Genomic DNA, 26816 nt, shown 5'->3' with positions numbered 1-26816 from the left:
ACTACGGCGCTTCCCGCAGATCCGCACCCCAGACCTCGATCTGCGTCAGTGCGGGAAAGGGCGAAGGATCGTCCGCTTTCTTGAGATCGTGCAGACGGATCCACTCCACCCGGCGCGGCACGACCGGAAAACTCTGGGCAGCCCCGGTTTTTTGCAGGGAAAAGCTCGCGCTTTCACCGTCAGAAAAAGTGACGCTCGCTTTTTCCCACCAGGCATCATGGGGGAAATCCGCCCTCAGATAAAAGGTCAACTGGTCGATGAGGACTGCGCGGCCGAATACGAGCGTCAACGAGGCTTCGGGATCGCGGTTGATGCCCCAGCTGGTATAGGGCCAGAAACCATGACCAGCGCTTGCCTTTTCGCCATCAATGACATTGCGGGCCGCAAAGGCCGCCTCCCCGCGCGTTTCGGTGCTCGCATAGACATGCGGAAACAGCGAGGTGTTTTCATGATCATCAAACGGGTTCAGGGCCAGATTCCTGCGAACTCCAATCTCGCCGGCAAGTGTGCGGCGGGCAGCGATCCGGTGAAGGTTACCGCTGAAGGCCTGCGGCGGATAGGATTTGCGCTTTGCAGCGGAAGGAACAGGCAGGATGAACTCGTTCCCGTGCAAGAAAACCAGCGTCGGCGGCATGCCGGCATCGAGCGCGAGCCAGATGTGGCCTGGCTGCGAAACCGCGACGACAAGCCTGTCTCCCTCGCAATATTCTGCGCGATAGACTAGCAAAGCTTCATCCTCCGCTCCGGCTTCCGCCAGAACATCTCCCGCCGCATTGACGACCTTGAGTGTGAGCTTCATCGGCACTTCCTTAACTGATCGTCAGGCACAGACGTCCGGCTTTGATGGGAATGAGAACGCGATAGATTTCCGGCGGCCAGGACTGGCGAAGGCGGGCATCGTTGATTGTTATGGCTTCGATGACAGGCTCTCCTGCGCCTTCGCAGGCTATCTCTCCCAGCCCCGCAAAGACCAGGCCACCCGGCATGAGGGCAGGTTTTTCGGCGACCATGAGCGACAGAACCGCCTCCCGGCCGCCCAGATAGTCGTCAACGACCTCCACATGGCTGCCACGCAGCAGTCGGACGCGGCGACGATAGTGTTCAACACCCGCGACGCTGGGATAAGCCCCGGCCATATCGAGAGAAAATTCCGCCTCTTCTTCAGAAAACCTGGTCACAAAATCTGCAGCTGCAAACTCTGCCCCGGCGACCTGCATGACGCCGCCGAAAGTCGGCAGATTGTGAAAGGCCGACTGCATCGTCCAGATGTCATAGCGCTGCGGCGAGAAGGTTTTTGCAGTGTAGGTTTCCACCCCGACATCGATGATGAACGGCCTGCCGTTCTTATAAAGCGTGAAGCTGCCGACATCGTTGTGGTTATGGCTCTCGCCATTATTGCCCGCCTTCACGGCAAGATCGAAAACTCCGTCGCGGGCAATCGCCAGACCGATGCCGGGATAGACGATGTCGGTCTTGGCGGGGTCGGCGGCAGTGAGCACAGACAATTCCTGTGTGGCCAGAACCGCCTGGACACGATACCAGAGGTTCCACTCCTTGTGCATAAGCCGGTCCGGCGAGCGGTTCCAGCAGGCGGTAGCGAAAGTCTGGAGTGACGGCGAAGAAACGGCCTTGCCGAAAAGATATACCCGCACGCCGGATGTCTCGATCTTCGCCGGCGCATCGGCGAAGTTGAAAAACTTGTCCCCCGCCACATGCATGTTGACGATGAATTCGGCCATGTTGCGAAGCTTCGGCGCATGAAAGAGCGGTGCCATGGAGCCGGGCGCGGAGGTTTCGAGAATGCTCATCGCCCCGAACATACAAAGTGCCGCATGACCGTAATAAAGAACACCCTCTTCGCAGGCGCCGTCTTCTGCATAATCCTTCTGAAAGGCATCTAGACTCTTGAGCGCCTTTTCGACGACCGAACGTCTCGTCGGCTGGTCAGTGGGAGATAGCATGGTCGAGAGAAGAACATTCTGGGTGATCCAGGCCGTCCAGTTGTTCATTCGCTCGTCGCCATTCCCCATCCACCAGAAATGCCGGGCTAGATAGGGTTTTGTTATACGCTGATCGATCCCGGCGCGGACCCGCGAAACGAGATTTGTATTTGCCCGCTCCAGCTCCGGTGCGAGCAAATGCAGGCACACAGCGAGGTTGGCGCCCGTTTCAGCAGCAAACAGGTCTATCACCGGATTTTGCGGATCGGGCAGAGGATCTCGTGGGCCGCCGCGAATATGGGAGTTATGGGCGGGCAATTGCCAGCCGCTCTCTTCGCATATCAGCCAGAGACCATCGATGATGGCATCGAGAAAACGGCCCTGCCCTTCGGCGCATTCCCCCAGAACCAGCGCGTTCAGCTTCAGTCGCCGGGAAAAATAAAGCGCCTCGAAACGATCGCGATTGCCGGTGCGGCTATATTCCCGGTAATCGCCCGCCAGAATGACGGACCATGGCTCGCCAAGCGCCTTTTCCGCCGCCTCGACGAGGCCGCGGTAGACCGTATCGGGCGCTGAAGACCGTATTTTTTCCACCGTCAGTTCCACACCGAAATCGGCGAGCCGTTCGGGCAGGAGCCGCATCATTTCGACAAACACGCCCTCAAACCTCCCGCGCGTTCCGCAATCCGATATGCGGCTCCTATCATACGTATTTTTAGAAAACCAGAAAATTTGTCTGACTTTATGCAAAGTTGTTTGACCAATATTGATATTGTGTTATCCAGAGCGCGGGAGGCGGCAGGGCGAAGACCACGGCCGCAATGGAAAACGCAGCAGCCGACACCGATGACGCGGTGAAACGGCAGCAATGGGAGGTAGGCTGTGGCAATCGCAACCACGACCATGTCCGACAAGCAGGCGGTTCCTTATCGCAGGAAAAAAGTCCGGATCGTCTCCAAGCGGCGGCGCGGAATAGAAAATGCGCTCGTCGCCTATTCCTTCATCGCACCCAATTTTCTCGGCTTTGCGATTTTCACGCTCGGACCGATCCTCTTCGCCTTTGCGCTGGCCTTCATGCACTGGGACGGCTCCAATGCGATGCGTTTTGCCGGTCTCGATAACTTCTGGCGGCTTTTCGAAGACAGGGCCTTCATCGCGGCCTTCTGGAACACGGTCATCTACACCGTTGCATCAGTGCCGGCGACACTCGCCTGCGCGCTGGGGCTTGCGATCCTGCTCAACCAGAAAATCTTCGGCCGCAATTTCTTTCGCACCGCGATGTTCTTTCCCTATGTCGCATCGCTGGTTGCGGTGGCTGTCGTCTGGAACATGATTTTCAATCCGGAAATGGGTCCGGTCAACATGCTGCTTTATACGCTCGGCCTTGATCCCGCCGATATGCCGGGATGGGCGGCGGACCGGCACTGGGCCATGGTCACGGTCATTCTCTTCGGCGTGTGGAAGAGCATGGGCTATTACATGGTCATCTATCTCGCCGGGCTGCAGGGCATCAATTCGGAGCTTTACGAAGCGGCGGGGCTGGATGGCGCCAATGCCTGGCAGAAATTCATCCACGTCACCCTGCCGCAGCTTGCACCGACCACCTTCTTCGTCACCGTCATGCTGACGATCCAGTCCTTCAAGGTTTTCGATCAGGTCTATATGATCACGCAGGGCGGGCCGGGCACCTCGACGCTGGTTCTCGTCTATCACATATACAATGAGGCCTTCATTTCCTGGGATCTCGGCTATTCCAGCATGATCGCGCTCGTCCTGTTTTTCCTGGTCCTTGTCGTCACCATCGTCCAGTTCAAACGGCAGCGGGAGGATTGATCCATGCGCATCATGGGCCGTAAAATCCCCACCGCGACGATCGGCATCTATCTGACCGTCATCGTCGTCACCATCGTCATGCTTTTGCCCTTCGCATGGATGCTGTCGGCATCGCTGAAGCTCAGCCGTGATGTCTTCGCCTTCCCGATCGAATGGATACCCTCTCAGCCGCGCTGGGAGAACTACATGGAAATCTGGACGAAGATCCCGCTGGCGCTGTTCATCTACAACACGTCGAAGCTGACGATCATCGTCACGCTGCTGCAATTGCTGACATCGAGCTTTGCGGCCTATGCCTTTGCCAAGCTGCATTTTCCCTACAAGAACACGTTGTTTCTCGGCTATATCGCCACCATCGCCATGCCCTGGCAGGTCTATATGGTGCCGCAATTCCTGCTGATGCGAGAATTCGGGCTCAACAACACCCATCTCGCCCTGATTTTCCTGCAAGCCTTCACCGCCTTCGGCGTTTTCCTGATGCGGCAGTTCTACATGTCGATCCCGAACGAGCTATGCGAAGCGGCCCGCATCGACGGCATGAACGAGTACCAGATCTGGGCGAAGATCATGCTGCCGCTTTCCAAACCGGCGCTTTCCACATTGACGATCTTCACCTTCGTCACAACCTGGAACGATTTTCTCGGGCCGATGATCTATCTCACCAAGACCGAGCTGAAGACCATTCAGATCGGTCTTCGCATGTTCATTTCGCAATATTCGGCCGAATACGGGTTGATCATGGCCGCGTCGGTCGTGGCGCTTATCCCGGTTCTCGTCGTTTTCCTGGCATTGCAGCGCTTCTTCGTCGAAGGCGTCGCTTCCACTGGCCTCAAGGGTTGATTTCATGCTCGATTTGACCACGTCCCTTCCAACCCCGATCACCACAGCTGAAATCGATACTGCGCTGACGGCCGCCATCGCGCAGGTCAGGCGCAATCTGCCGCAATTCACCTACGCGGCGCAGAACCATTCGAGCGTGAAGAATTTTTACCCGGCAGTCGCCAACGACCAATGGACCGCCGGTTTCTGGCCGGGCCAGATATGGCTCGCCTTCGAACATACCGGCGACAGGACCTTTCAGCATGCGGCGCAAATACAGGTGCAGAGCTTCCTGCACCGTATCGAAAACCGCATCGAGACCGACCATCACGATATGGGTTTTCTCTATTCGCCCTCCTGCATCGCCGCATGGAAACTGGTGGGAGACGAAGACGGCAGGCGCGCGGCGCTTATGGCGGCCGGTCAGCTGATGGAGCGGTTCCAGCCCGTCGGGCAATTCATTCAGGCCTGGGGCCGCAGGGACAACCCCAACGAATATCGCTACATCATCGACTGCCTTTTGAACCTGCCGCTGCTTTATTGGGCTAGCCGCGAAACGGGCCGGGAAGACTACCGGACCGTCGCACTCGCCCATGCCCGCACCACACTTGCCCATTCCATCCGGCCTGACGATTCCACCTATCATACATTCTACATGGACCCGGAAACCGGCGCGCCGGTGCGCGGCGTCACGAAGCAGGGTTATAGCGACGAGAGCTACTGGGCCCGTGGACAGGCCTGGGGCATCGCCGGCATGGCCATCTCCTATCGTTACGAGCGGCTGCCCGCGTATCGCGACACGTTCGAGCGGCTTCTCGCTTTCTATCTCAAACGCCTGCCCGACGATCTCGTGCCCTATTGGGACCTGATCTTTGCCGATGGCGATGGAGAGCCGCGCGACAGTTCGGCAGCGGCCATCGTCGCCTGCGGCCTCCTGGAAATGGCGGAGCTGGAGACGCCGGAAAAGGCGGGAGAATACCGCGATCTGGCGAGGCGCATGGTGAAAAGCCTTGCCGATATCTATTCGGTTCGCGATCCCGCGATCTCCAACGGGCAGCTTCTGCACGGCACCTATTCCAAGAAGACGCCCCATAACACCTGCCGGGGCGAAGGCGTCGATGAGTGCGTCTCATGGGGCGATTATTATTATCTGGAAGCGCTGATCCGGCTTTCGCGCAACTGGTCTTCCTATTGGTGAGCGCGAGGAACAGATGGCTAGCATTTCCCTGAAAAAACTCAACAAAACCTTCGGCGCACTCAAGGTCGTTCACGATATCGATCTGGATATTGCCGACAAGGAATTCATTATTCTGGTCGGCCCTTCCGGATGTGGAAAATCCACCACGCTCAGGATGATCGCCGGGCTGGAGGAAATTTCCGGCGGCGAGTTGCGCATCGGCGAAGACGTGATGAATGACGTGCCATCCAAGGATCGCGATATCGCCATGGTGTTCCAGAATTATGCGCTTTATCCGCATATGACCGTCTACAAGAACATGGCCTTCGGCCTGGAACTCAGGAAAGCGCCGCGCGAGATCATCGATACCAAGGTCAAGGAAGCGGCGAAAATTCTCGACATCACCCATCTGCTGAACCGCAAGCCCAAGGCGCTGTCCGGCGGCCAGCGCCAGCGTGTCGCTCTCGGCCGGGCGATGGTGCGCAATCCGGAAGTTTTCCTGCTCGACGAACCGCTTTCCAATCTGGACGCCAAGCTGCGCGGCACCATGCGGTCGGAAATTTCCAAGCTGCACAAGCGGCTGGACGCCACCTTCATTTACGTGACCCATGATCAGGTGGAAGCCATGACCATGGCGGATCGCATCGTGGTGATGAAGGACGGCCATATCCAGCAGGTGGATACGCCGCAAAACCTCTACGACCGGCCGATCAACATGTTCGTCGCAGGTTTCATCGGCGCACCACAGATGAATATGCTCCCCGTGACGCTACGCCGTGACGGGGACCGTTTCACCGCCCTGTTCGACGGCACTTCCCTGCCGCTGCCAACCGAAATCGATGCCGGGCGTCTGCGACCTTACGAGGAAAAGGACATCATTCTTGGCATCCGACCGGAAAATTTCCACGAATTCGCCCCCGCGGATATCGATGCCGGCAATGTCGCGCCCTTCAGTGCGACGGTGGAACTGGCGGAGCCGATGGGATCGGAAGTGCATCTCAACCTCGTCTCCGGCGGCAGAAACCTCGTTGCGCGCGTCTCACCACGTTTCAGGGCAAAGATCGGCGATCCCGTCGAACTGGTGGCCGATCTGACAAATGCGCAGCTTTTCGATCCTGTCACCGAACGATCGATCCTTTACTGACGCGGCCGGGAGAAACGCGATGCAATGGCTGGAAGGGTTATGGACGAAGGAAGGAGCCGGGATCGACAAGAACGCCCCGCCGCTGACCGGCCTTGCGCTCTTCCTGGATATCCTCAAACGCGAATGGTGGGAGATGGGGAAGCTCAACATCCTCTTCATCATCGCCAGTCTGCCGGTGGTGACGATGCCGGCGGCGATGTTCGCCATGGCCCGCATCTGTGTGTCCTTCGCGGACGATAAAAATACCTATCTGCTACGTGACTTTCTCGAAGCCCTGCGAAAACTCGCCCTGCGCGGCACCGCGCTTGTGGTGTTAAGCGCATTGCTGGTGAGCGCCGGTACTTATGCGACTGTCAGTTATGCCGGGGCCGCCCGGCTTCAGCTCGCTTACAGCCTGCCTTTTGCGATCAGCCTGGCGGTAACGCTATTCCTCATCCTCCTCAGTGCCTATGCCAGTGTTGTTCTGGCCAGGCAGCAGGACCTGCCGCTTTCGGAAACCCTGCGGCAGGCGGCATTTCTTGCACTCACGAAACCGTTGCCGATGTTGGCGGCGCTCGGGTTCGTCGCAGCGCTCTGGCTCGCACATATCCTTTTTTATCCGGTGTCCGTGTTCATGCCGGCAACCATCAATTTTTCGCTCGGCATGTTCGCCCTGTGTTTCGCGGCGAGAAACGCCGCCGCGAAAACGCGTGTGCGGATGCCCGAACCGGCGGGGAGCGGCACTTAAGGCAGACCAAAATCAAAACGACATCAGTCAGGGAAGGAAACGGGCTATGGAGTTTACGACAACCAGACGTGCATTTGCTCTCGCAACCGCCGGTCTCGGCATTGCGATCGGCATGGGAGGAACCGCGCTTGCTGCGGGTGATGCACCCGTCACGCTTAAATGGGCGTTGTGGGATCTGGATAAGGGCGCTTATTTCAAGCCCTTGATGGAGGCCTACAAGCAGAAGCATCCGAATGTGACGTTCGAGGTGGTGGACCTCGGCTCGCAGGACTATACGCAGATGATATCCACGCAGCTGACCGGCGGCTCCAAGGATATTGATGTCGTCACCATCAAGGATGTGCCCGGCTACGCCAATCTGGTGCGCGCCGGCAACATCACCGATCTCAGCGGTTTCATCAAGGACCAGAAGATCGAGACGGCCCCCTATGGCGGCCTGATCGAGGAACTGACCATCGACGGCAAGATTTATGCTTTGCCATTCCGCTCGGATTTCTGGGTGGTCTATTACAACAAGGATATTTTCGACAAGGCGGGCGTGCCTTACCCCACCAATGACATGAGCTGGGCGCAATTCGATGAAATCGCGGGCAAGCTGAAAGGCGGCATGGGCGCCAACCGCGTTTATGGCGCGCTGCTGCACACCTGGCGTTCGACGGTGCAACTGCCCGGCATTCAGGATGGCAAGCACACGCTGGTGGACGGCAATTATGAATTCCTGAAACCCTGGTATGAGCGGGCACTTGCCCTGCAAAAGAGCGGCGCGATACCGTCCTATGCCTCGCTGAAAACATCCAACACCCACTATTCCGCCCTGTTCTTCAACGGAACGATCGGGATGTTGCCCATGGGCACCTGGTTCGTCGGAACCCAGATCGCCAAGGTAAAATCGGGCGAGTCGAAAAGCGTCAATTGGGGCATCGTGAAATTCCCCCATCCGGATGGGGTCGCGGCAGGCGCGACGGCTGCGCAGATTGCCGGATTGTCGGTGAATGCCAACTCCGGCCACAAGGAAGCAGCGCTGGATTTCATCCACTTCGTCACCGGACCTGAGGGTGCGGCGATCATCGCCTCCACCGGCACTTTCCCTGCGCTCAGAACCGACGATGTGGCTCAGAAGATCGCAGCGCTGCCGGGCTTTCCGCAGGATCAGAACAGCAAGGACGCGCTGCAGGCGGGCAAGGCCTATCTGGAAATGGCGGTCAATCCAAATGCAGCCAAGATCGAGGTCGTTCTGAACCGCGTGCATGACGCGCTGATGACCGACAATATCTCCATCGATGACGGCATCAAGGACATGAATGACGGCGTCAAAGCCATCAAATAATTATCGCGGGGGCCGCGGGCGATAAGCCCGCGGCCCTTTCCTTTGATCATGAATTCCGGACATTCGTAACCGTGCCTCACGAGACCGCCAAAGCCAATCCACTCTTTCACAACCCGCTTCGCAGCAGGGACGATCTCGCAAAGGCGGTGATCGATCTCTTCAACCCGCTGCTTGCCTGTTTTTCGCCCGGCGGCGCGCGTGTACGGCTCGGTGCAACCGGGGCGATTTTCGATTTTCCTGCGGCGGAACTGGAGGGTTTTGCCCGCCCACTGTGGGGCATCGTCCCGCTTGCCGCCGGTGGTTATGACTTTCCGCACTGGGATCTCTATCGGCGTGGACTGGCCAATGGCGCCAACCCGGCTCACCCCGAATATTGGGGCGATACCGCCGACCGTCATCAGCGGCTGGTCGAACTGGCGGCCATAGGATTTGCGCTCACCATGGTTCCCGAGCATATGTGGGAGCCACTCGCCGAAACGGACAAACAGGCTGTCGCCGCCTATCTGCTGGCCGCCCGCGAGCGGGAATTCGTCGACAATAACTGGAAATTCTTCCGCGTCCTGATCGATCTCGGACTGGAAAAGGTGGGTGTGGAATTCGACCGCGCTAAGACCCAGACCTATCTCGATGAGCTCGAGGCTTTCGATATCGGCAATGGCTGGTATCGAGACGGGCCGGTGCGCCGGGTCGATCATTATATTCCCTTCGCCATGCATTTTTACGGTCTGATCTATACCGTGCTGGCGAAAGGGGACGACGCGCGAAAAACACGGTTGCTGGAACGCTCGCACATCTTCGCCCGCGACATGCGCCACTGGTTCGGGCCGGACGGAGCCTCGCTCGCCTTCGGGCGCAGCCAGACCTACCGGTTTGCGGCGGGCGGCTTCTGGGGCGCTCTTGCCTTTTCCGGTCTCAAGGCCCTGCCGTGGCCGGAAATCAAGGGTTATTACATGCGCCATATCCGCTGGTGGTCGAAGCGGCCTATCGCCGATCGCGATGGCGTCCTGTCAGTTGGATACGCCTATCCGAACCTTCTGATGAGCGAGAGCTATAATTCTCCCTGTTCGCCCTATTGGGCGCTTAAATTTTTCCTGCCGCTGGCGCTGCCCGCCGATCACCCCTTCTGGGCCGCGGAAGAGGCCGAACCGCAGGAGTTTGCCGAACCGGTTCCCCTAGCAGAGCCCGGCATGGTGGCCTTTCATACGCCGGGCAACATCGTGGTCCTGTCCTCCGGGCAACAGCACGAGAGGATGCGCGGCGCGCAGGAAAAATACTCGAAATTCGTCTATTCCACCCGTTATGCCTTCAATATCGAAGCGGATGACCGGCATTTTGCCGCCGCGAGTTTCGACGGCATGCTCGGCCTTTCCGACGATGGGGTGCACTTCCGCACCCGCGAGACGATGGAAGAGGCGTTGATTGCCAAAGACTGCCTCTATTCCCGCTGGCGGCCATGGGCGGATGTCGAGATCGAGACCTGGCTCGTGCCGCAAAACCCCTGGCACATAAGGCTGCACCGCATCCGCACCCCACGCCCCTTGCAAACATCAGAAGGCGGATTTGCCATAGAGCGGGCCGATTTCAATAGCGACCGCACCGAGGCGGGTGAAGGTCGCGCTGTCTGTTACGGACAGACTGACACCAGCCTCATCGCCGATCTTTCCGCTGGCATTCGGCGCGAAGGCCTATGCCATCAGGCAATCGCCAATACCAACCTTATCCACGCCAGAACCCTTGTTCCGCAATTGCGCGGCACCGTCGCCTCCGGCGAAACGCTGCTGGTGACGGCGGCCATGGCACTGCCGGTCGGCAAAGAGGCAGAGGCTGCATTGGCTGCCCTTCCCGATATTCCTGATCTCGCAGGGCTGGAAAAGATGTTCAAGCGGGAAGGACGGCGCGTTCCCGCCCATGCTCTCGATGAAACCCGCGCAGGCTGACGGAGATGACCGACGACACACCGGGTGTTTCCCAAAGGCCGGATCGGCTGAACATCCTGACCTGGGAGCGGAAGCAGGAGGATATCGACAGCCCCGACCATCAGGCGCGGCTGCGCGGCCTTGAGCGCTCTGCCAACGCCGTTTTCGGGCAGGGCGTTTACATTGCCGACAAGGCCGAGGTGCATACGGACAGGCTATTGATGGGCGCGCAGTCGTGGGTCGCCGGTTATGCAATCGTGCGCGGCAATGTCGAACTGGGTGAAAATGTCTCGATCAATCCCTATGCCTGTCTTTCCGGCAAGGTGACGATCGGCAACGGCGTGCGTATCGCCTCACATGTCAGCATCGTCGGCTTCAACCATGGTTTCGACGACATTGAAACTCCGATCTATCGCCAACCGCTGACCTCGCTCGGGATAGAGATTGGTGACGACGTCTGGATCGGCGCCAATGCGGTTGTGCTTGATGGAGTGAAGATAGGACGCGGCGCTGTTATCGCCGCAGGCGCGGTGGTGGCGAAAAACATTCCCGCCATGGCCATTGCAGGCGGCGTTCCCGCCCGGGTTCTGCGATACCGCGGAGGAAAAGCGGCCGCACCGAAGCTGCCCGATCATCTGCTGCAAGAACTCGGCAAGGAGATTGCCGGCGACTGGCTTGCCGCCATCCGCTCCTATGGCGAAGATGGCATCTATCGTTCCGCCGATGCATCCGGACATGAGGTCGAAAGCGTCAGGCATCTGTGCGATGCGATCGAGATCGCGGCGGCCTTCGGACAGGAGGATATCGCTTTCGATGCCGGAAAAACCGTGGCCAGCCTTCAGGCCCTGCAGGATCAGGAAACCGGACTGTTTTTCGCCGGTGACCACCGCCCGTTAACGCCGCCCGAGAAGGACCCTGCCGTCCTCTACAATATTCTGGCAGTCGGATATGCGCTTGAATGTTTCGGCGCGACGCCGAAACAGCCGATCGCTTTCGTCGAGCATCTCCGCGCCGACGAACTCATCCTGTTGCTGGAAAAACTGCCGTGGCAAAGCCGGGCATGGCATTGCGGCGCCACCATAGACGCCATCGCCACCGCGCTTTATGTCAACAGGCGCTATTTCACATCCGGCGACAATCTCACCGTTCTCTTCGGCTGGCTGGCCATGAACGTGGAGAAAACCACCGGGCTTTGGGGTGAGCCGACCTCCACACAGGGCCTGCTGCAACCAGTCAACGGCTTTTACCGGCTTACCCGCGGCTCCCATGCCCAGTTCGGCCTGCCCGTTCCCTATCCGGCAGCAGTAATAGACTCCGTCATCGCCAATTATCATGCCTATGGCGGTTTTCATGGCGGGAATTTTAATGCCTGCAACCTGCTCGATACGATCCATCCCCTTCTTCTCTGCCTGAAACAGACGGATCACCGGCAGGACGAAGCAAAGGAGATCGCCCGCGAAATTCTGAGCCGAAATGAGGGGCGCTGGCAAAGAGGCAAGGGCTTTGCCTTCGCAGAGGGGCACCCGGCCGGGCTGCAGGGCACGGAAATGTGGATGTCGGTTCTCTGGCTTTCAGCGAAGCTTCTCGCTGCAGAACAGCTCTTGCCGTTCCGACCTCGCGGCATCCATCGCTTTGAGCCTGCGGAAATCGTCCACGGCACGATTGCCCGCCCTAAATCTCCGGTATAGGTTTCCGATACTCTTTTGAAAGCTTTCAAACCGGACCGGTCGGGTAACAGATGCAACTCAAAGACTGCTATAATTTCCACGATTTTCGCCGCATGGCCAAACAGCGTCTTCCCGGACCGATCTTCAATTACATAGACGGCGCTGCCGATGACGAGGTGACGTATCGGAGAAACACGGCCGCCTTCGAAAAATGCGATCTCGTTCCCGATGTGCTGCGGGGCGTGGCAGATGTGGATATGTCGGTCACCGTCATGGGGCAGAAGCTCTCCATGCCGGTCTATTGTTCCCCGACGGCGCTGCAACGCCTTTTCCATCATCAAGGGGAACGGGCGGTTGCGGCAGCGGCAGGGAAATACGGCACGATGTTCGGCGTCTCTTCGCTCGGCACCACGAGCCTGGAAGAAGCGCGCCGGATCAGCGGCGGCCCGCAGGTCTATCAGTTCTATTTCCACAAGGACCGCGGCCTCAACCGCGATATGATGGCGCGCGCCAAGAGCGCCGGCGTTGAGACGATGATGCTGACCGTGGACAGCATCACCGGCGGCAACCGCGAGCGCGACAAACGCACCGGCTTTGCCATTCCGTTCAAGCTCAATCTTTCCGGCATCGCGCAATTCGCCATCAAGCCGGCCTGGGGCATCAATTACCTTACACATGAGCGCTTCAGCCTGCCGCAGCTCGATGACCACATCAAAATGGACGGCGGCGCTCTTTCCATCAGCCGCTATTTCACCGACATGCTCGACCCTTCGATGAACTGGGACGATGTGGCGCAGATGGTGCGCGAATGGGGCGGGCCGTTCTGCCTTAAAGGCATCATGTCGGTGGATGACGCCAGACGCGCCGTGGAAATCGGCTGCAGCGGCATTGTGCTTTCCAATCACGGCGGGCGCCAGCTCGATGGCTCCCGCAGCGCCTTCGATCAACTGGCCGAGATCGTCGATGCGGTCGGCGACCGGATCGACGTGATGATGGATGGCGGCGTGCAGCGCGGCACCCATGTTCTGAAAGCACTGTCTCTCGGCGCGAAAGCCGTGGGGCTCGGCCGCTATTACCTTTTCCCCCTTGCCGCCGCCGGGCAACCGGGCGTGGAACGGGCGCTTGAGCTGATGCGTATCGAAATCGAGCGCGGCATGAAGCTGATGGGCTGCACCTCCGTCGATCAGCTTACACGCCGAAACCTTCGGTTCCGTTGAGCAGGCAGGACGGTTACAGAAGGACTTGAGCGGAGCGCGGTCACAATCGACCACTGAAACCGCATGCCATTTCAGCCGCGTTTCGTCGCTGCTCCTGAAGCGCCATGCCGATATTCCAGACGAGCGCCAGGCACACAAGTCCACAAAAACAGGCTGAAATCAGCGCCCGATGGCGTTTGGCTCCGGAGAGAAACATCCAGCCGATAATTGCATAGACCGCAAGCGCCGGCACGGCGGCAATCAGAACGGATATGGGGCCGTCGCAATCGACAGCCTCCATGCCGATGGCGCGATATTCGTTCGGAGTCGCCACCAGGCCGAGGACGGCCACGGGAAACATGGCGGCTAAAACCGCATAGCGGAAAAATCGGGGCGTGTCGGGCATGCCTGCTCCATAGCCGGATAATCAACTGCCGCGAACGCGGCCAGGAAATTCCACCGTACGGTCTCAGCGACCATCCATCTTGCCGATGATATCGGTTTAGCCACCATTGTCGGCGACCGGGAGAGCAGATTGCCCGCTTTTGCAGAGAAAGCCAGCCTTTTACGTTGGCAGCAATCTTGGCAAGCGAAGCAGAATGTGATTACGGTTGCATGATGCAACCATAATGGATCAACCGTGTCCCAGCAACCTTTCCCCGTAAGCGATATCCGCTCCACCTCGCGCCGGCTCGTCCGCGAACTCGGCTTCATGGGCGGAGATTTTGCCGGCACCGATCTGCCGCCCTCCGCCGTGCATGCACTGATCGAGATCGAGACATGCCCCAACATCACGGCGCGGGATCTGGGAAAGCTGCTGCGGCTTGAAAAATCGAGTGTCAGCCGCATGCTGCGCAAGCTCGTGCTTTCCGGCGATGTTCGCGAAGAAACGGATGAGGAGGATAGCCGTATCAAGCGGTTGCGTCTGACGGGGAAAGGGCAGGAGAAGGTGGGCGCCATTCACGGCTTTGCGAACCGGCAGGTCTCCGACGCCCTGACGCAGCTTACGTCGGCGGATGCCCACACGATCCTCCAAGGGCTCCGTCTTTACGCCGATGCGCTGGGAGACCGGACCGATACCGTTGCTCCCTCCATAGAGATCCAGGAGGGGTACAGGCCGGGTATCATTGCCCGTATCACGCAGATGCATGCGCTTTATTACGCCCGGACATCCGGTTTCGGCCAGCGTTTCGAATCCGTCGTGGCCGAAGGCCTCGCGGCTTTCTGCAACCGGCTCGAAAGCCCGAAGAATGCGATCTGGGTCGCAATGCGCGGACAGGAGATCATCGGCTCCGTCGCTATCGATGGTGAAGATCTCGGAGCGGATATTGCGCATCTGCGCTGGTTCATCGTTGATGACGGCGTACGCGGTGGCGGTGTGGGACGCAGGCTGCTGGAGACTGCGTTGGCCTTCGTTGATGAAAGAGGGTTTGCCGAGACCCACCTCTGGACATTCAACGGCCTTTTGGCCGCGCGACACCTTTACGAAGCCCATGGTTTCGCATGTGTCGAGGAACATCCGGGCAGCCAATGGGGAAGCGAGGTGCTGGAACAGCGCTTCGTCCGGCCACGGCCCGAATGATCTTTCAACCGCGCGTAAACGGCCGCAATCGAAATCTTCCTGCGGCCGTTTCGACAGCGGGGAACGGCGCCTGTTAAAAGGCGAGTTGAACCTTCATCGACCTGCTTCTGTCACCCGCGGCCTCAAATGCCGCAACCGCTTCTTCCAATGGAAAGGTTCCGGTCAGCAGGGGCTTCAGGTCGACACGGCGCTGGTTGATGAAATCGACGGCAAGTCCGAATTCCTCATGGAACCGGAACGTGCCCTTCATCTCGATTTCCTTGGCAACCACCATATTCTGCGGAATGGACACATCGCCGCCGAGGCCAAGCTGAACCACGGTAGAGCGGGGTTTCAGCGCTTCGAGACCCGAACGGACGGCTCTTTCATTTCCGGACGCCTCGAACTGAACGTCGAAATAACCCTTGTTTGCCGAATAGGCGGAGAGCGCATCCGGGTCGCTCGCCACATTGATGACGCGGTCGGCGCCGATGGCGAGCGCCTTTTGCAGAACCGCATCCATGATGTCGGTCGCGACGATTTCCCGAGCCCCATGAGCACGGGCGGCAATGATCGCCAACGCACCGATCGGCCCACAGCCGGTGACCAGAACACGTTTGTCGGTCAATGCGCCAGCGCGGTTGACACCATGCAGCGTTACCGCGAAGGGTTCGGCCATGGCCGCTTCATGGATGGAGATGCCATCCCGCACCTTGTGGCACTGGTATGCTTCGGCGACGAGGCGCTGGCGGAATGCACCCTGAATATGCGGCATGGGCATGGCGGAGCCATAAAAGCGCATGTTCAGGCACTGGTTCTGCTGACCCTTCAGGCAGAATTCGCAATGGTTGCAGGGCCGGCTCGGCGATACGGCAACACGGTCGCCAACAGCCAGACCGGAAACCCCCTCTCCCAAAGCCTTGATGGTACCGGCCACCTCATGGCCAAGGATCATCGGCTCACGCACGCGCACGGTGCCGAAACCGCCGTGATTGTAATAATGCAGGTCGGAGCCGCAGATGCCGCCCGCCTCGATGGCGACCTCGACCTGTCCCGGGCCGGGCTGTTCGTCCGGCCGTTCCTCGATCCGCAGATCCTTCGCCGCGTGGATGACAACCGCTTTCATAGTCTCTCCTCCCATGAGGGTTCGGCATGGCGGCTAATGCCGCCAGGCCATTCCCCGGATTTCTCAGATATCGACCACGAGGCCCTTGGCTTTCAGCACGGCCTCGAGCTTGCTGACCTCGATCACTGACTTGCCCTGCTTGTAGGCTTCGATGTAGCCCGCCTCGGCATCTTCGCGGGCCTGCGAAAGCTTGGCCGCTTCCTGCGCTTCATCGCGTCTGACGACCACCAGCCCGTCGGCATCACCGACGATAATATCGCCCGGATTGATGATCTCGCCACCAACGATCACCTGATCATTGACCGCGGCAATGGTCTCCTTGACCGTGCCCTTGATGCAGACGCTGAGCGAGAAGACCGGGAAACCGAGGTCTCGTAGCTGCAGCGTGTCGCGCACGCCGGTATCGGTCACCAGGCCGCCAATACCCTTTGCGAGGCAGGCATTGGCGAGGACGTCGCCGAACGAACCGGCTTCTTCATATTCGCCGGCGGAAACGACGATGATGTCGCCCGGCTTGGCATAGTTGATGGCAAGCTGCAGCATGATGTTGTCGCGCGGCGCACATTTAACCGTGAAGGCCGGACCGCAGAGCTTCATGCGATAATCGACCGGCTTCAGCCGGGATGACAATGCGCCGCGACGTCCCTGCGCCTCATGAATCGTGGCGGGAGAGAATTTGGCTAGGGCTTCGACATCCGCCTTGGCCGGACGCTGCGCGATATCTTTAATGTGGATCATGAAAACCTCCCACGTTGAAACCGTCGGCGAGAACGTCTCGCCGACCGATGATGGTGTTGAATGGATGGAATGATGGCCGAGGCTGAGCCGAAGCTCAGGGGATCGGATCGAACTTCAATTCGGAAAGAGGCACGACCTTGTCGGTGCGCGTCATCTTGTATTCGGTGTTCGGGCCAAGCCACTTGTCCCAGATGCGGTTGATCTCGCCATCCGCATCGAGCTTGCGGAGAATCTCGTTGATCTTGGCCGTCAGCGCGGGATTGTCCTTGGCCATGCCAATGCCGATCGGCTGGAAGAGCATCGGCTCTTCGATCATGCGCATCTGCTTGCCCTTGGTCTTGGATTCGTTGACGAACTTGGTCATCGTCATGGTGTTGCCAACGATGCCGCGCGCCTTGCCCTGCTGCACGGCGAGATAGGCGGACGCCGTATCCTGGAACGTCAGCGGCTCGGACTTGTTGAGCTTGACGGAGAGTTCCGACGTCGAGCCCTTGCTGGAAGCGATGCGCTGGCCGACGAAATCGGACTTCTTGGTGCCGGGGTCGTCGACCGGAACGATCAGCATTTCCTTAGCCAGATAATAGGGATCGCTGAACTGGATCTGTTCGGCGCGGCTCTGGGTATAGGCAAGGTTCGCCACCGAGAGATCGACGCGGCCGAGCTTGACTTCTGGAACGCGCGCTTCGACCGACACCGGCTTGATCTCGGCCTTGACGCCCAGTTCCTTGGCGATAGCGCCGCACAGATCGACGTCGAAGCCGGCCATTTCGCGTGTCTTCGGATCCGGCGAGGCGAAAGGCGGGACGTCGGCGAATGTCGCGCAACGCAGCGTCTTGTTCGCAATGATCGTATCGAGTTGATCCGCCTTGGCCGGAATGACCGCAGCCGAGGTCGCCAATACGGCGGTAAGAGTAATGCACTTCCAGTTCATTTCAGTTCTCCCTGTTATTATAGAGGTTGGGTCCTAGTGTCTCAGATCGGCAAGAAACCGCTGGGCACGCGGATGTTGCGGATTTTTGAAAAACTCGTCCGGTTTCGCGGTTTCGAGAATGCGCCCGGCATCGATGAACCAGATGCGGTCGGCCACTTCACGGGCAAAGCCCATTTCATGGGTGACGCAGAGCATGGTCATGCCTTCGGCAGCGAGGCTCTTCATGACGGCGAGCACCTCACCGACCATTTCCGGATCGAGCGCTGAGGTCGGCTCGTCGAACAGCATGACCGGCGGCTCCATGGCGAGCGCCCGCGCAATGGCGACGCGCTGCTGCTGGCCGCCGGAAAGCTGGGCGGGATAGGAACCGGCCTTGTCGGCAAGGCCGACGCGATCGAGAAGCTTCAGCGCCTTTTCATGCGCAACCGCCGGGGAAACACCCTTCACCCGGATCGGTGACATGGAGACATTTTCCACCACCGAAAGATGCGGGAAGAGGTTGAAGCTCTGGAAGACGAAGCCCACCCGGCTGCGCAGCCCATTCAGCTCCTTGGCGCGCATCTGGGCATGGATGTTCCTGCCATCCAGCATGATCGAGCCGCTGCTGATCTCCTCCAGACGGTTGATCGTGCGGATAAGGGTGGACTTGCCGGAACCCGACGGCCCACAGATGACCACGACCTCGCCACGGGTGACGTTTTCGTTGACATCCTTGAGCACCTGATAATCGCCATAGCTTTTGCAGACTTGCGAAAGCGTGATGGTGTAGTCCTGAGTGGCGGAAACTGGCGCGGTCATAGCTGCTCCGTAACGATATTGGCGGGGGCCGGTGCGGTGTCAACGGCAAGCTTGCCGCGCGGGCCGGCGCGCCGGCGGGCGATGCGGCGCTCGAGAAGATTGGCGACTTGGGTGAGCGACCAGCAGATGATGTAATAGACCAGCGCCAGAATGAGGAAGACCTGGAAGGGTTGGGTCAGGAGTTGGTTGTTCACCTGGTTCGCCGCAAAGGTCAGGTCAGGCACATTGATGACGTAGCCGAGGGTCGTGTCCTTGATGGTGGATACGAAGGTCGAGATCAGGCTCGGGATCATGTTGTAGAGCGCCTGCGGCAGGATGATGTAACGCATCGCGCTGAAATAGCCGTGGCCGAGCGCCCGCGCCGCATCCATCTGCCCCGTGCCCAGCGATACGATGCCGGCGCGCACGACTTCGCTCATGAAAGCGCCCTGATAGATGACGAGCGTGGTCAGCATGGTGACAAAGCTCGGCACGTCGGCGCCGGTCCAGAGCGGAACGAGAAAATAGCTCCAGAGAATGAGCATCAGCAGCGGCACGCCGCGGGTGAAATAGCCCACGGCAGTGACCGGCCAGCGCAGGGGCCGCCATTTCGACAGCCGTGCCAGCGCCATCAGGATGCTGACGGGAAAGGCGAGCGCGATGCTGAGCGCCGACAGGATAAGCGTGTTGGCAAGCCCGCCGAGCGGCCCGTTGGGATATTGGCCGATGAGGAGCAGCAGCCAGTAATCCTGGATGATTGCGATCATGTCGTGGATCATGCCCGTGCCCTCCGGAGAGGATCGGCGCGCATGGAGATATAGGCTCCAAGACCCATGATCAGCAGCGAGAAGAACAGATAAAGCACGGTGGCGACCAGATAGACCTCAAATGTCCGGAAACTCAGATTCTCGACTTCCTTGACGGCATGGGTCAGTTCCGGTGCACCGATCAGAACGCCGAGACTGCTGTTCTTGAAGAGGGACGTGCTGTGATTGATCAGCGGCGGCAGCGCATTGCGAACGCCCTGCGGCATGATGACGAAACGCATGGCCGAGACATAGCTATGCCCGAGCGCACGTGCGGCCTCCATCTGGCCGGGATTGATCGAACGAACGCCGGAGCGCAGATCCTCGCTGAAATATGCAGCCTGACAAAGACCGAGACCGATAATGGCGAAGATCGCTTCGGCATTATGGCTCGAAAGCCAGCTGGCCAGTCCGCTCGGCAGCAGCGTGAACACGCCGAAATACCACAGCATCAGCTGCACCAGCGTCGGCACGTTGCGGTGATAGGACACATAGGCCGCCACCAGCGGATCACCGAAGCGGAAAGGCGACAGGCGGATGGCAAGCAGCACGATGGCGAGCGACATGGCAAGCAGCCATGAGCCGGCATAGATGATGAACGTCATCTGGATGCCATGCAAAAACATCGAGACGTAGTCCGCATTGTTCAGAATTGCCCAGAGGTCAAAACCGCTCACGCGACTCTTCCTCCGGCTCCACCCGCCGCAGCCTTATTTTCAGTCGGTCGATTTTCAACCGTTTGGGGCTTGGCCGTCTGCAGACCGCCCATGACCTGAAGCGTCGGGGTAATTTCCATGTGGCCAATATTCATGGCCACGGGCGCTGCGATGGCAAACGCGATTGCATCGGCGATATCGGAGGCCTGCGGCAGCTCGAAACCATCGATAAAACGTTCGCGAATGCTCGGATCATCACCATGAACATGGTTGAAGATGTCGGTTGCGACGCGGCCGGGGCAGATTTCCGTTACCCGCACGCGTTTGCCGAAAGCATCGATGCGCAGCTGGTTGGACAGCATCGCCACGCCTGCCTTACTGGCGTGATAGGTGGAATTGCCACCGAAATTATAATTGCCGGCAATGGAGGAGATGTTGATGACATGGCCGCGATCGCGCGCCACCATGCCCGGCACCACCATGCGGCAGAGATGCAGCACGGCGCGCAGGTTGACGTCGATCAGGAGATCGATGTCACTCTCATCCGCTTCCAGAAATTTCTTCGGGCGGTCGACACCGGCATTGTTCACGAGGACATCGAACGCCACCTCACTGGTGAGCTTCGCGAGCGCCGCCCGGTCTGTCACATCTATGGCATGTGCGAAACAGCCCGTGCGCTTCGCCAGCTGATTGAGAGCGTCCACACTTCTGGCGACCGCATGCACTTCCAGCCCTTCACGGCAAAGTCGCTCGACGACAGCGGCGCCTATTCCGGAAGATGCGCCGGTTACGAGTGCGGTCTTGTAGTCTGAGAATGGCATGTTTGTCCCCTATCGTTGAGCAAACAGTAGTGAAGCTTTCATCGCTTGCCTAAGACCGATTTTTTTTGGAGTAATAAGCAACTTGTATGGATGGCGAATGCGCCACATTCGGCGATGCCGCAACCCGGCCGATGGGGCGTACGTTGCCGATGCCAGCCACCAGCACATTCTAGACCACTGCGGTCGGCAGGTCCCGTCCCGCGAAATGTGCATCCAGATTGGCGAGAACCAGAGCGCCCATCTCAAGCCGCGTCTCATGCGTCGCAGCGCCGATATGCGGAGCGAGAACGACATTGCACATGCCGATCAGCGCCTCGGGAACATGCGGTTCGTTCTCGAAGACATCGAGCGCTGCACCCTTCAGCCCGCCTGCCACAAGAACATCAACCAGCGCCTTTTCATCCACCAGAGACCCTCTGGCGACGTTGACGAGAACACCGTCCGGTCCCAGCGCCTCCAGCACCTCGCGGTTGATCGCGTGTTTTGTCTCCGGCGTTGCCGCCGCCGCGACAATCAGGACGTCGCAGTCCCTCGCGAGCGACATGGCCGTCGAATGATACTCATAGACCACGTCCTGTTTCTGCCGGCTGAAATAGGAAATCTCCGCATCGAAAGCTTCCAGCCGCACCGCAATGGCGCGGCCTATGCGGCCAAGCCCGTAAATGCCGTAACGCCGCCGCGAGGCCTTGTTACCCAGCGGCATTTCGCCCCTTTTCCACTCCCCGGAGCGGACATGATGATCGGCGCGCACAAGCTGGCGCAGCAGCATGACAGAGAGACCGATGGCAAGATCGGCCACATCCTCGGTCAGCACGTCAGGCGTGTTCGTCACCCTGAAACCGCGCGCGCGGGCCTGGTCGAGATCGACCTTGTCGAAGCCGACGCCATTGATGGCAACGATTTCGAGAGCGGGCAGACCGGCAGCGAGTTCAGGAGCAACCCCGATATGGCCGCCGGTGACGACAGCCTTTATCGACGCCGCCTCCGCCTGGAGAAACGCCTGCTTGTCGGATATTTCGTGCCAGCGATGGACCCTGAAGCGCTTTTGCAGTTCGGCTTCGATCTGCGGCTGAAGCGGATAGGTTTGCAGAAGATCGGGCTTCATGCGCGCTCCTTACCCGCGACCGACGAAAGGCATGCCGCTCGCCATCACCGTCATGGTCAGCACGTTCGCCTCGAGCGGCAGCGAGGCCATATGCACCACGGCCTTGGCAACGATGCCGGCATCGATGGTCGGTTCGATGGCGGTGCTGCCATCCGCCTGCAGCACGCCGGTTGCCATGGCGCGCGTCATTTCGGTGCTGGCATTGCCGATATCGATCTGTCCGCAGGCGATGTTGAACCGCCGGCCATCCAGCGCGGCCGATTTTGTAAGTCCGGTGATCGCATGTTTGGTCGCGGTATATGGCGCAGACCGCGGCCGCGGCGTGGTGGCGGAAATCGAGCCATTGTTGATGATGCGGCCACCCTGCGGCGACTGCGTCTTCATCTGGCGAAACGCCGCCTGGGTGCAGAGAAAAGCCCCTGTGAGGTTAGCCCCGACCACGGCATTCCAGGTTTCGAACGGCACATCTTCGATATGCACCGCCGGTGCGGACATGCCGGCATTATTGACCAGAAGATCGAGGCGACCGAAACGCCCGATGATTTCCGCAAACAGCCGCTCGACATCGGCCGGAGCGGAAATATCAGCCGCGACGGCCAGAACACAGTCTTTATGTTCGCTCCATTCGGCGGCGGCAGTGTCGAGAACCTCCCGCCGCCGGCCCGTTATCGCGACCTTGTAACCATCTTCCAGAAGCGCTTTGGCAATCGCCTTGCCGACCCCTGTTCCTCCACCCGTGACGAGCGCGATCTTTCCATCACTCATGCTGCTTTCCCCTCCAGCTCATCTTCCACATGCGCTTGAATGATTTCGGCAAAGGAGGTTTCCGCCCTGAAGCCGAGCGACAGCGCTAGTTGCGGATCGTAATCCTCGGCCCAGCCGTCGACGATCCGGATGATCCGCTCGTCGGGAACGCGTTTGATAAGCGCTACAGCCTTTTGCCCGGCAAAGGCGCGCAGCGCCTCGATTTCATCCGCAACCGTGGCCGACAGCCCCGGCATGATGAGATTGCGGCGAACGCCAAGCCCGGAGAGATCCACCGTCGCGGCGCGCAGCAGGAAGGCGACCGCCGAGCGCGGGCTGGCGAACCAGTGACGCACGGTATCGGCAACTGGCAGCACCGCTTCCTGACCCACCAGCGGTTCGCGCAGGATATTGGAGAAGAAGCCGGAGGCGGCCGCATTCGGTTTGCCGGGGCGGATGCAGATGGTGGGGAGACGGATGCTGACGCCATCAAAGAAACCGCGGCGACTATAGTCCGAAAGCAACAGCTCCACGATCGCCTTCTGCGTGCCATAGCTGGTCAATGGCGCCGTCAGGAACTCGTCGCCGATCACCTTGGGGAATGGCGAACCGAACACGGCAAGCGATGAGCAGAAGACCATGCGCGGCCGATATCCGTCCTTTTCGTGCTCCAGACGAATGGCTTCGAACAGCGAGCGCCCGCCATCGAGATTGATGCGATAACCTTTCTCGAAATCCGCTTCCGCCTCGCCCGAAACCACGGCGGCGAGGTTGAAGATCACATCCGGCCGTTTTGCGATCAGCTTTTCGGCCACGCCGGCATTCGACAGATCACTGCGCTCGATGGTCAGTGCACCGCCGAAGCCTTTCGGCGCGGCCGGTTCGAAAACATCCGTCAGCGTCATTTCGGTAATCTTCGCACCATCAAGCGTTCCGTCGGAAGCGAGACGTTGTGTCAATTTGCGGCCGATCATTCCGGCCGCGCCGATTATCAGAATATGCATTATTTCACCTTTGCTTGGCCGGTGAGACCGGCTCGATTGATTGTCAATCGTCATCACCCTGAAACACGACCTCGCGGCGGCGCATGATCGCCGGCATCGCCATCATGATGACGACCATGCCGGACAAAGCGAGCAGCGTGGCGCTGATCGGATGGGTGACGAATGTTGAGAAACTGCCCTGCGAAATCAGCAGCCCGAGGCGCATGTTCTGTTCCAGAAGCGGACCGAGAACGAAGCCCAAAACCAGAGGCGCCGGCTCGCAGCCGATCTTGCGCAGAAAGAAGCCGACGATGCCGAAGACCGCGCAGAACAGAACGTCCACAACGCTGTAGGAAAGCCCATAGGCCCCGATGGCGCAGAACATCAGAATGGCGGGGCACAAGAAGCGGTATGGAATGCCGAGAAGCCGAACCCAGATGCCGATCAGCGGCAGGTTCAGGACCAGGAGCAGCAGATTGCCCACCCACATGCTGGCGATCAGCCCCCAGAAGAGATCGGGCCGCGACTGCATGACCTCCGGTCCCGGGGTGATGCCCTGGATCATCATCGCCCCGACCATCAGCGCCATCAGGCCGTTGGCGGGAATGCCAAGCGTCAGGAGCGGAATGAAAGAGGTCTGCGCGCCGGCATTATTGGCGCTTTCCGGCCCCGCCAGCCCTTCGATCGCACCCTTGCCGAACCGGGATGGATCCTTGGCGATCTTGCGCTCCAGCGCGTAGCTGGCGAAAGAACTCATGATCGCACCGCCGCCGGGCAATACGCCGAGGAAGGAGCCGAGCGCCGTGCCGCGCAGGACGGCCGGAAATGCCTGTTTGAAATCCTGTCGGGTCGGCATCAGCGATCCGGTCTTTGTCGTTCCTGCATCACGCTCCACACCCTGCTGCAGGTTAAAAAGGATTTCGCTGACACCTAGCAGCCCGATGGCCAGCACGACGAAATCGATGCCGTCGAACAGTTCCGCCATGCCGAAGGTGAAACGCTGCTCACCCGATGTCGGATCGATGCCGACGAGGCTCAGTGCAATGCCGAAGGCGACCATGCCGATCGCCTTGACCGGCGATCCGCTGGACAGGAACACGGCAAACAGAAGCCCGAAGATCACCAGACTGAAATAGTCAGCCGGCCCGAAGGCAAGCGCAATGGCGGAGAGTGGCTTTGCGACCACGACGATCAGAATGGTCGCCACCGTGCCGGCAAAAAACGACCCGAGCGCCGCAGTGGCCAGCGCCACCCCCGCCCTGCCCTGCCGGGCCATGGCATAACCATCGATGCAGGTGACGACGGATGAGGATTCGCCCGGCAGATTGACGAGGATCGCCGTAGTCGAACCGCCATATTGTGCACCATAGAAAATGCCCGCAAGCATGATCAACGCCGCCGTGTCCGGCATCGTATAGGTGATGGGCAAAAGCAGCGCGACGGTCGCGGAAGGGCCGATGCCCGGCAGGATGCCGATCATCGTGCCGAGTGTGACACCCAGCAGGCAATAGAAAAGGTTGACCGGCGTGACAGCAACACCGAAACCGAGGGCGATATTGGCAAGAAGATCGGTCATGGCAGCAGGGGTATCCTCTGTCCGAGGCCGACGACGAAAATGAGGATGCAGGCGAGGATGAGCACCGCGGAAAGCAGCAGCACCTCAACCGGCCGGATTCTGCCATAGGCGATGCAGGCGAGCAGGATCAGCACAAAAGCGGCGGCGATGAAGCCCAATGGCTCGATCAGCAGCGCAAAACCGGCAATGCCGGCCACTGCCAGAAACGGACGCATCTTCGGGGTCACCCAGGCTTCGGACGGTGTCTTTCCCAACAGATCCTGCAAGAGCAGTGCGATACCGAGCGCGAACATCAATGCCGCGATGACCGTTGGCATGTAGCCCGGCCCGGGCTGGAAATTGGTGCCCATGCTCAGCGGCCGCGCGCCGTAATAAAGCCCGGCGGCGGCCACCAGAAAGAAGACCCCGGACAGAATATTCGCCGTCAGTTTCGAGCTATTTTTGTGTTCGGCCATGTTTTTCTCCCCTCCTCATTGAGGAATACGCCGTGCCTCCCGACACGGCGTATCCAAATATCGAATATCCGGCTCAATCCGCCCAGACGCACCCCTTCGAGCGCATCATGTCGTAACGATCCTCGATATCCATCTTGCCCTGACGGTGCAGTTCCATCATGTGGTTCTCGTGGTCGTCGCGCTCCTGGCAGGCCTTGACGAGTTTCGCGATATCCTTCTCACGCACGACGACAACGCCGTCATCGTCGCCGCAGACGATATCGCCGGGGCTGATCAGTTCACCGCCCACCACGACCGGATGGTTGATGGTGCCGAGCGTGTCCTTGGACGTGCCCTTCATGCAAAGCCCGAGCGAGAAAACCGGAAAACCGATTTCGCGCAGCCCCTTGCCGTCACGCACCGCGGCGCTGACCACGAAGCCGACAATGCCCTTGCCGATACAGGCGGCGGCCAGCACATCGCCAAAGCCGCCCTGATTTGGATTGTCACCGCCATCGATGACCAGCACGTCGCCGGGCTTTGCGAGATTAATGGCTTCGAAAATCATCAGATTATCGCCGATATGGCATTTTGCCGTGATTGCCGGGCCGCAGATTTTCAGGCCGGGCTTGATCGGCTTGATGCGATAATCGAGAGCGCCAAGCTTGCCCTGCGCCTCGTGAATGGTTGCGGGGCTGAATTTGCTGATCGCCTCAATATCAGCCCTTGAGGGGCGCTGGAAATTGCGGATGACATGGGCCATTGGCCGGATTCCTTTCAACAGTGGGTCATGCCCGGGCCACGCACAGGCC

The 26816-nt window shown here is 59.5% G+C and carries 26 protein-coding genes; 10 read left to right on the top strand and 16 right to left on the bottom strand.

All coding sequences use genetic code 11. The annotated features are described in order from the left end of the window. Position 1: 1 nt before the first annotated feature. Positions 2-799 carry a hypothetical protein gene (locus tag ASB65_RS04040; protein WP_060723098.1) on the bottom strand — a complete coding sequence of 266 codons (798 nt, stop codon included), beginning with the start codon at positions 797-799 and terminating at the stop codon, positions 2-4. Between the two features lie 10 nt (positions 800-809). Continuing rightward, on the bottom strand, positions 810-2597 hold the full coding sequence (locus ASB65_RS04035; protein WP_060723097.1) for a heparinase II/III domain-containing protein: 1788 nt from the start codon (positions 2595-2597) through the stop codon (positions 810-812). A gap of 246 nt (positions 2598-2843) precedes the next feature. Here ASB65_RS04035 and ASB65_RS04030 point away from each other — a divergent pair, with 246 nt between their 5' ends. The 9 genes from ASB65_RS04030 (at position 2844) to ASB65_RS03990 (ending at position 13767) form a co-directional block, all read left to right on the top strand. After that, positions 2844-3773 carry a carbohydrate ABC transporter permease gene (locus tag ASB65_RS04030; RefSeq protein ID WP_153464057.1) on the top strand — a complete coding sequence of 310 codons (930 nt, stop codon included), beginning with the start codon at positions 2844-2846 and terminating at the stop codon, positions 3771-3773. 3 nt (positions 3774-3776) lie between these two features. Then, positions 3777-4613: a carbohydrate ABC transporter permease gene (locus ASB65_RS04025; RefSeq protein WP_060723095.1), complete on the top strand. Its 837-nt coding sequence runs from the start codon at positions 3777-3779 to the stop codon at positions 4611-4613. A gap of 4 nt (positions 4614-4617) precedes the next feature. Further along, a complete protein-coding gene (locus tag ASB65_RS04020; protein ID WP_060723094.1) occupies positions 4618-5790 on the top strand; it encodes a glycoside hydrolase family 88 protein in 1173 nt (390 codons plus the stop codon). 13 nt (positions 5791-5803) lie between these two features. Continuing rightward, on the top strand, positions 5804-6913 hold the full coding sequence (locus ASB65_RS04015) for an ABC transporter ATP-binding protein (RefSeq protein WP_060723093.1): 1110 nt from the start codon (positions 5804-5806) through the stop codon (positions 6911-6913). A gap of 19 nt (positions 6914-6932) precedes the next feature. Beyond that, the gene (locus ASB65_RS04010) at positions 6933-7640 is read left to right on the top strand and encodes a DUF624 domain-containing protein (RefSeq protein WP_060723092.1); all 708 of its coding nucleotides are present in this window, start codon (positions 6933-6935) and stop codon (positions 7638-7640) included. A gap of 46 nt (positions 7641-7686) precedes the next feature. After that, positions 7687-8967, top strand: a complete 1281-nt coding sequence (locus tag ASB65_RS04005; protein WP_060723091.1) for an ABC transporter substrate-binding protein — start codon at positions 7687-7689, stop codon at positions 8965-8967. Positions 8968-9038: 71 nt separating this feature from the next. After that, positions 9039-10904 carry a DUF2264 domain-containing protein gene (locus tag ASB65_RS04000; protein ID WP_060723090.1) on the top strand — a complete coding sequence of 622 codons (1866 nt, stop codon included), beginning with the start codon at positions 9039-9041 and terminating at the stop codon, positions 10902-10904. A 5-nt stretch (positions 10905-10909) separates the two neighbouring features. After that, positions 10910-12571, top strand: coding sequence for an acyltransferase (locus ASB65_RS03995; protein WP_060723089.1), 1662 nt, complete (start codon positions 10910-10912; stop codon positions 12569-12571). A gap of 50 nt (positions 12572-12621) precedes the next feature. Continuing rightward, positions 12622-13767 carry an alpha-hydroxy acid oxidase gene (locus ASB65_RS03990; protein ID WP_003519654.1) on the top strand — a complete coding sequence of 382 codons (1146 nt, stop codon included), beginning with the start codon at positions 12622-12624 and terminating at the stop codon, positions 13765-13767. A gap of 40 nt (positions 13768-13807) precedes the next feature. Here the strand turns inward: ASB65_RS03990 and ASB65_RS03985 are convergent, their stop codons facing one another. After that, the gene (locus tag ASB65_RS03985) at positions 13808-14152 is read right to left on the bottom strand and encodes a hypothetical protein (RefSeq protein ID WP_060723088.1); all 345 of its coding nucleotides are present in this window, start codon (positions 14150-14152) and stop codon (positions 13808-13810) included. Between the two features lie 234 nt (positions 14153-14386). On the opposite strand from ASB65_RS03985, the gene ASB65_RS03980 reads away from it, so the two are divergent. Next, positions 14387-15328 (top strand): helix-turn-helix domain-containing GNAT family N-acetyltransferase, encoded by a 942-nt coding sequence (locus ASB65_RS03980; RefSeq protein WP_060723087.1) that lies wholly within the window; start codon positions 14387-14389, stop codon positions 15326-15328. Positions 15329-15401: 73 nt separating this feature from the next. Here ASB65_RS03980 and ASB65_RS03975 read toward each other — a convergent pair whose 3' ends face one another. The 13 genes from ASB65_RS03975 to ASB65_RS03915 form a co-directional block, all read right to left on the bottom strand. Further along, the gene (locus ASB65_RS03975) at positions 15402-16433 is read right to left on the bottom strand and encodes an L-idonate 5-dehydrogenase (protein WP_003505995.1); all 1032 of its coding nucleotides are present in this window, start codon (positions 16431-16433) and stop codon (positions 15402-15404) included. 63 nt (positions 16434-16496) lie between these two features. Further along, positions 16497-17171 (bottom strand): 4-carboxy-4-hydroxy-2-oxoadipate aldolase/oxaloacetate decarboxylase, encoded by a 675-nt coding sequence (locus ASB65_RS03970; protein WP_003505993.1) that lies wholly within the window; start codon positions 17169-17171, stop codon positions 16497-16499. 94 nt (positions 17172-17265) lie between these two features. Then, entirely contained in the window at positions 17266-18102 is an 837-nt protein-coding gene (locus ASB65_RS03965) for an ABC transporter substrate-binding protein (protein WP_003505991.1), read from the bottom strand. Positions 18103-18135: 33 nt separating this feature from the next. After that, complete coding sequence (locus ASB65_RS03960) at positions 18136-18900, bottom strand: amino acid ABC transporter ATP-binding protein (protein ID WP_060723086.1); 765 nt, start codon at positions 18898-18900, stop codon at positions 18136-18138. Next, positions 18897-19658, bottom strand: coding sequence for an amino acid ABC transporter permease (locus tag ASB65_RS03955; protein WP_060723085.1), 762 nt, complete (start codon positions 19656-19658; stop codon positions 18897-18899). The genes ASB65_RS03960 and ASB65_RS03955 overlap by 4 nt, the downstream gene beginning before the upstream one ends. Beyond that, positions 19655-20362, bottom strand: coding sequence for an amino acid ABC transporter permease (locus ASB65_RS03950; RefSeq protein ID WP_003505985.1), 708 nt, complete (start codon positions 20360-20362; stop codon positions 19655-19657). Before ASB65_RS03950 ends, ASB65_RS03955 begins: the two co-directional genes overlap by 4 nt. Continuing rightward, complete coding sequence (locus tag ASB65_RS03945; protein WP_003505984.1) at positions 20359-21162, bottom strand: SDR family oxidoreductase; 804 nt, start codon at positions 21160-21162, stop codon at positions 20359-20361. Before ASB65_RS03945 ends, ASB65_RS03950 begins: the two co-directional genes overlap by 4 nt. Positions 21163-21331: 169 nt before the next feature. Continuing rightward, positions 21332-22267 carry a 2-hydroxyacid dehydrogenase gene (locus tag ASB65_RS03940; protein WP_060723084.1) on the bottom strand — a complete coding sequence of 312 codons (936 nt, stop codon included), beginning with the start codon at positions 22265-22267 and terminating at the stop codon, positions 21332-21334. A gap of 9 nt (positions 22268-22276) precedes the next feature. Further along, positions 22277-23032: an SDR family oxidoreductase gene (locus ASB65_RS03935; RefSeq protein WP_020810699.1), complete on the bottom strand. Its 756-nt coding sequence runs from the start codon at positions 23030-23032 to the stop codon at positions 22277-22279. Beyond that, positions 23029-24015: a D-erythronate dehydrogenase gene (gene denD / locus ASB65_RS03930; protein ID WP_060723083.1), complete on the bottom strand. Its 987-nt coding sequence runs from the start codon at positions 24013-24015 to the stop codon at positions 23029-23031. The genes ASB65_RS03935 and denD overlap by 4 nt, the downstream gene beginning before the upstream one ends. Positions 24016-24058: 43 nt before the next feature. Further along, positions 24059-25570 carry a tripartite tricarboxylate transporter permease gene (locus tag ASB65_RS03925; protein ID WP_060723082.1) on the bottom strand — a complete coding sequence of 504 codons (1512 nt, stop codon included), beginning with the start codon at positions 25568-25570 and terminating at the stop codon, positions 24059-24061. Further along, positions 25567-26025, bottom strand: a complete 459-nt coding sequence (locus tag ASB65_RS03920) for a tripartite tricarboxylate transporter TctB family protein (protein ID WP_060723081.1) — start codon at positions 26023-26025, stop codon at positions 25567-25569. Before ASB65_RS03920 ends, ASB65_RS03925 begins: the two co-directional genes overlap by 4 nt. Before the next feature lie 73 nt (positions 26026-26098). Next, entirely contained in the window at positions 26099-26767 is a 669-nt protein-coding gene (locus ASB65_RS03915; protein WP_003505971.1) for a 4-carboxy-4-hydroxy-2-oxoadipate aldolase/oxaloacetate decarboxylase, read from the bottom strand. Positions 26768-26816: the final 49 nt, after the last annotated feature.

This window comes from Agrobacterium tumefaciens str. B6 (genome assembly GCF_001541315.1).
Lineage (GTDB): Bacteria > Pseudomonadota > Alphaproteobacteria > Rhizobiales > Rhizobiaceae > Agrobacterium > Agrobacterium radiobacter.
Note: the sequence above shows the minus strand (reverse complement) of the source record. Positions and strands in the feature narration are given on the sequence as shown.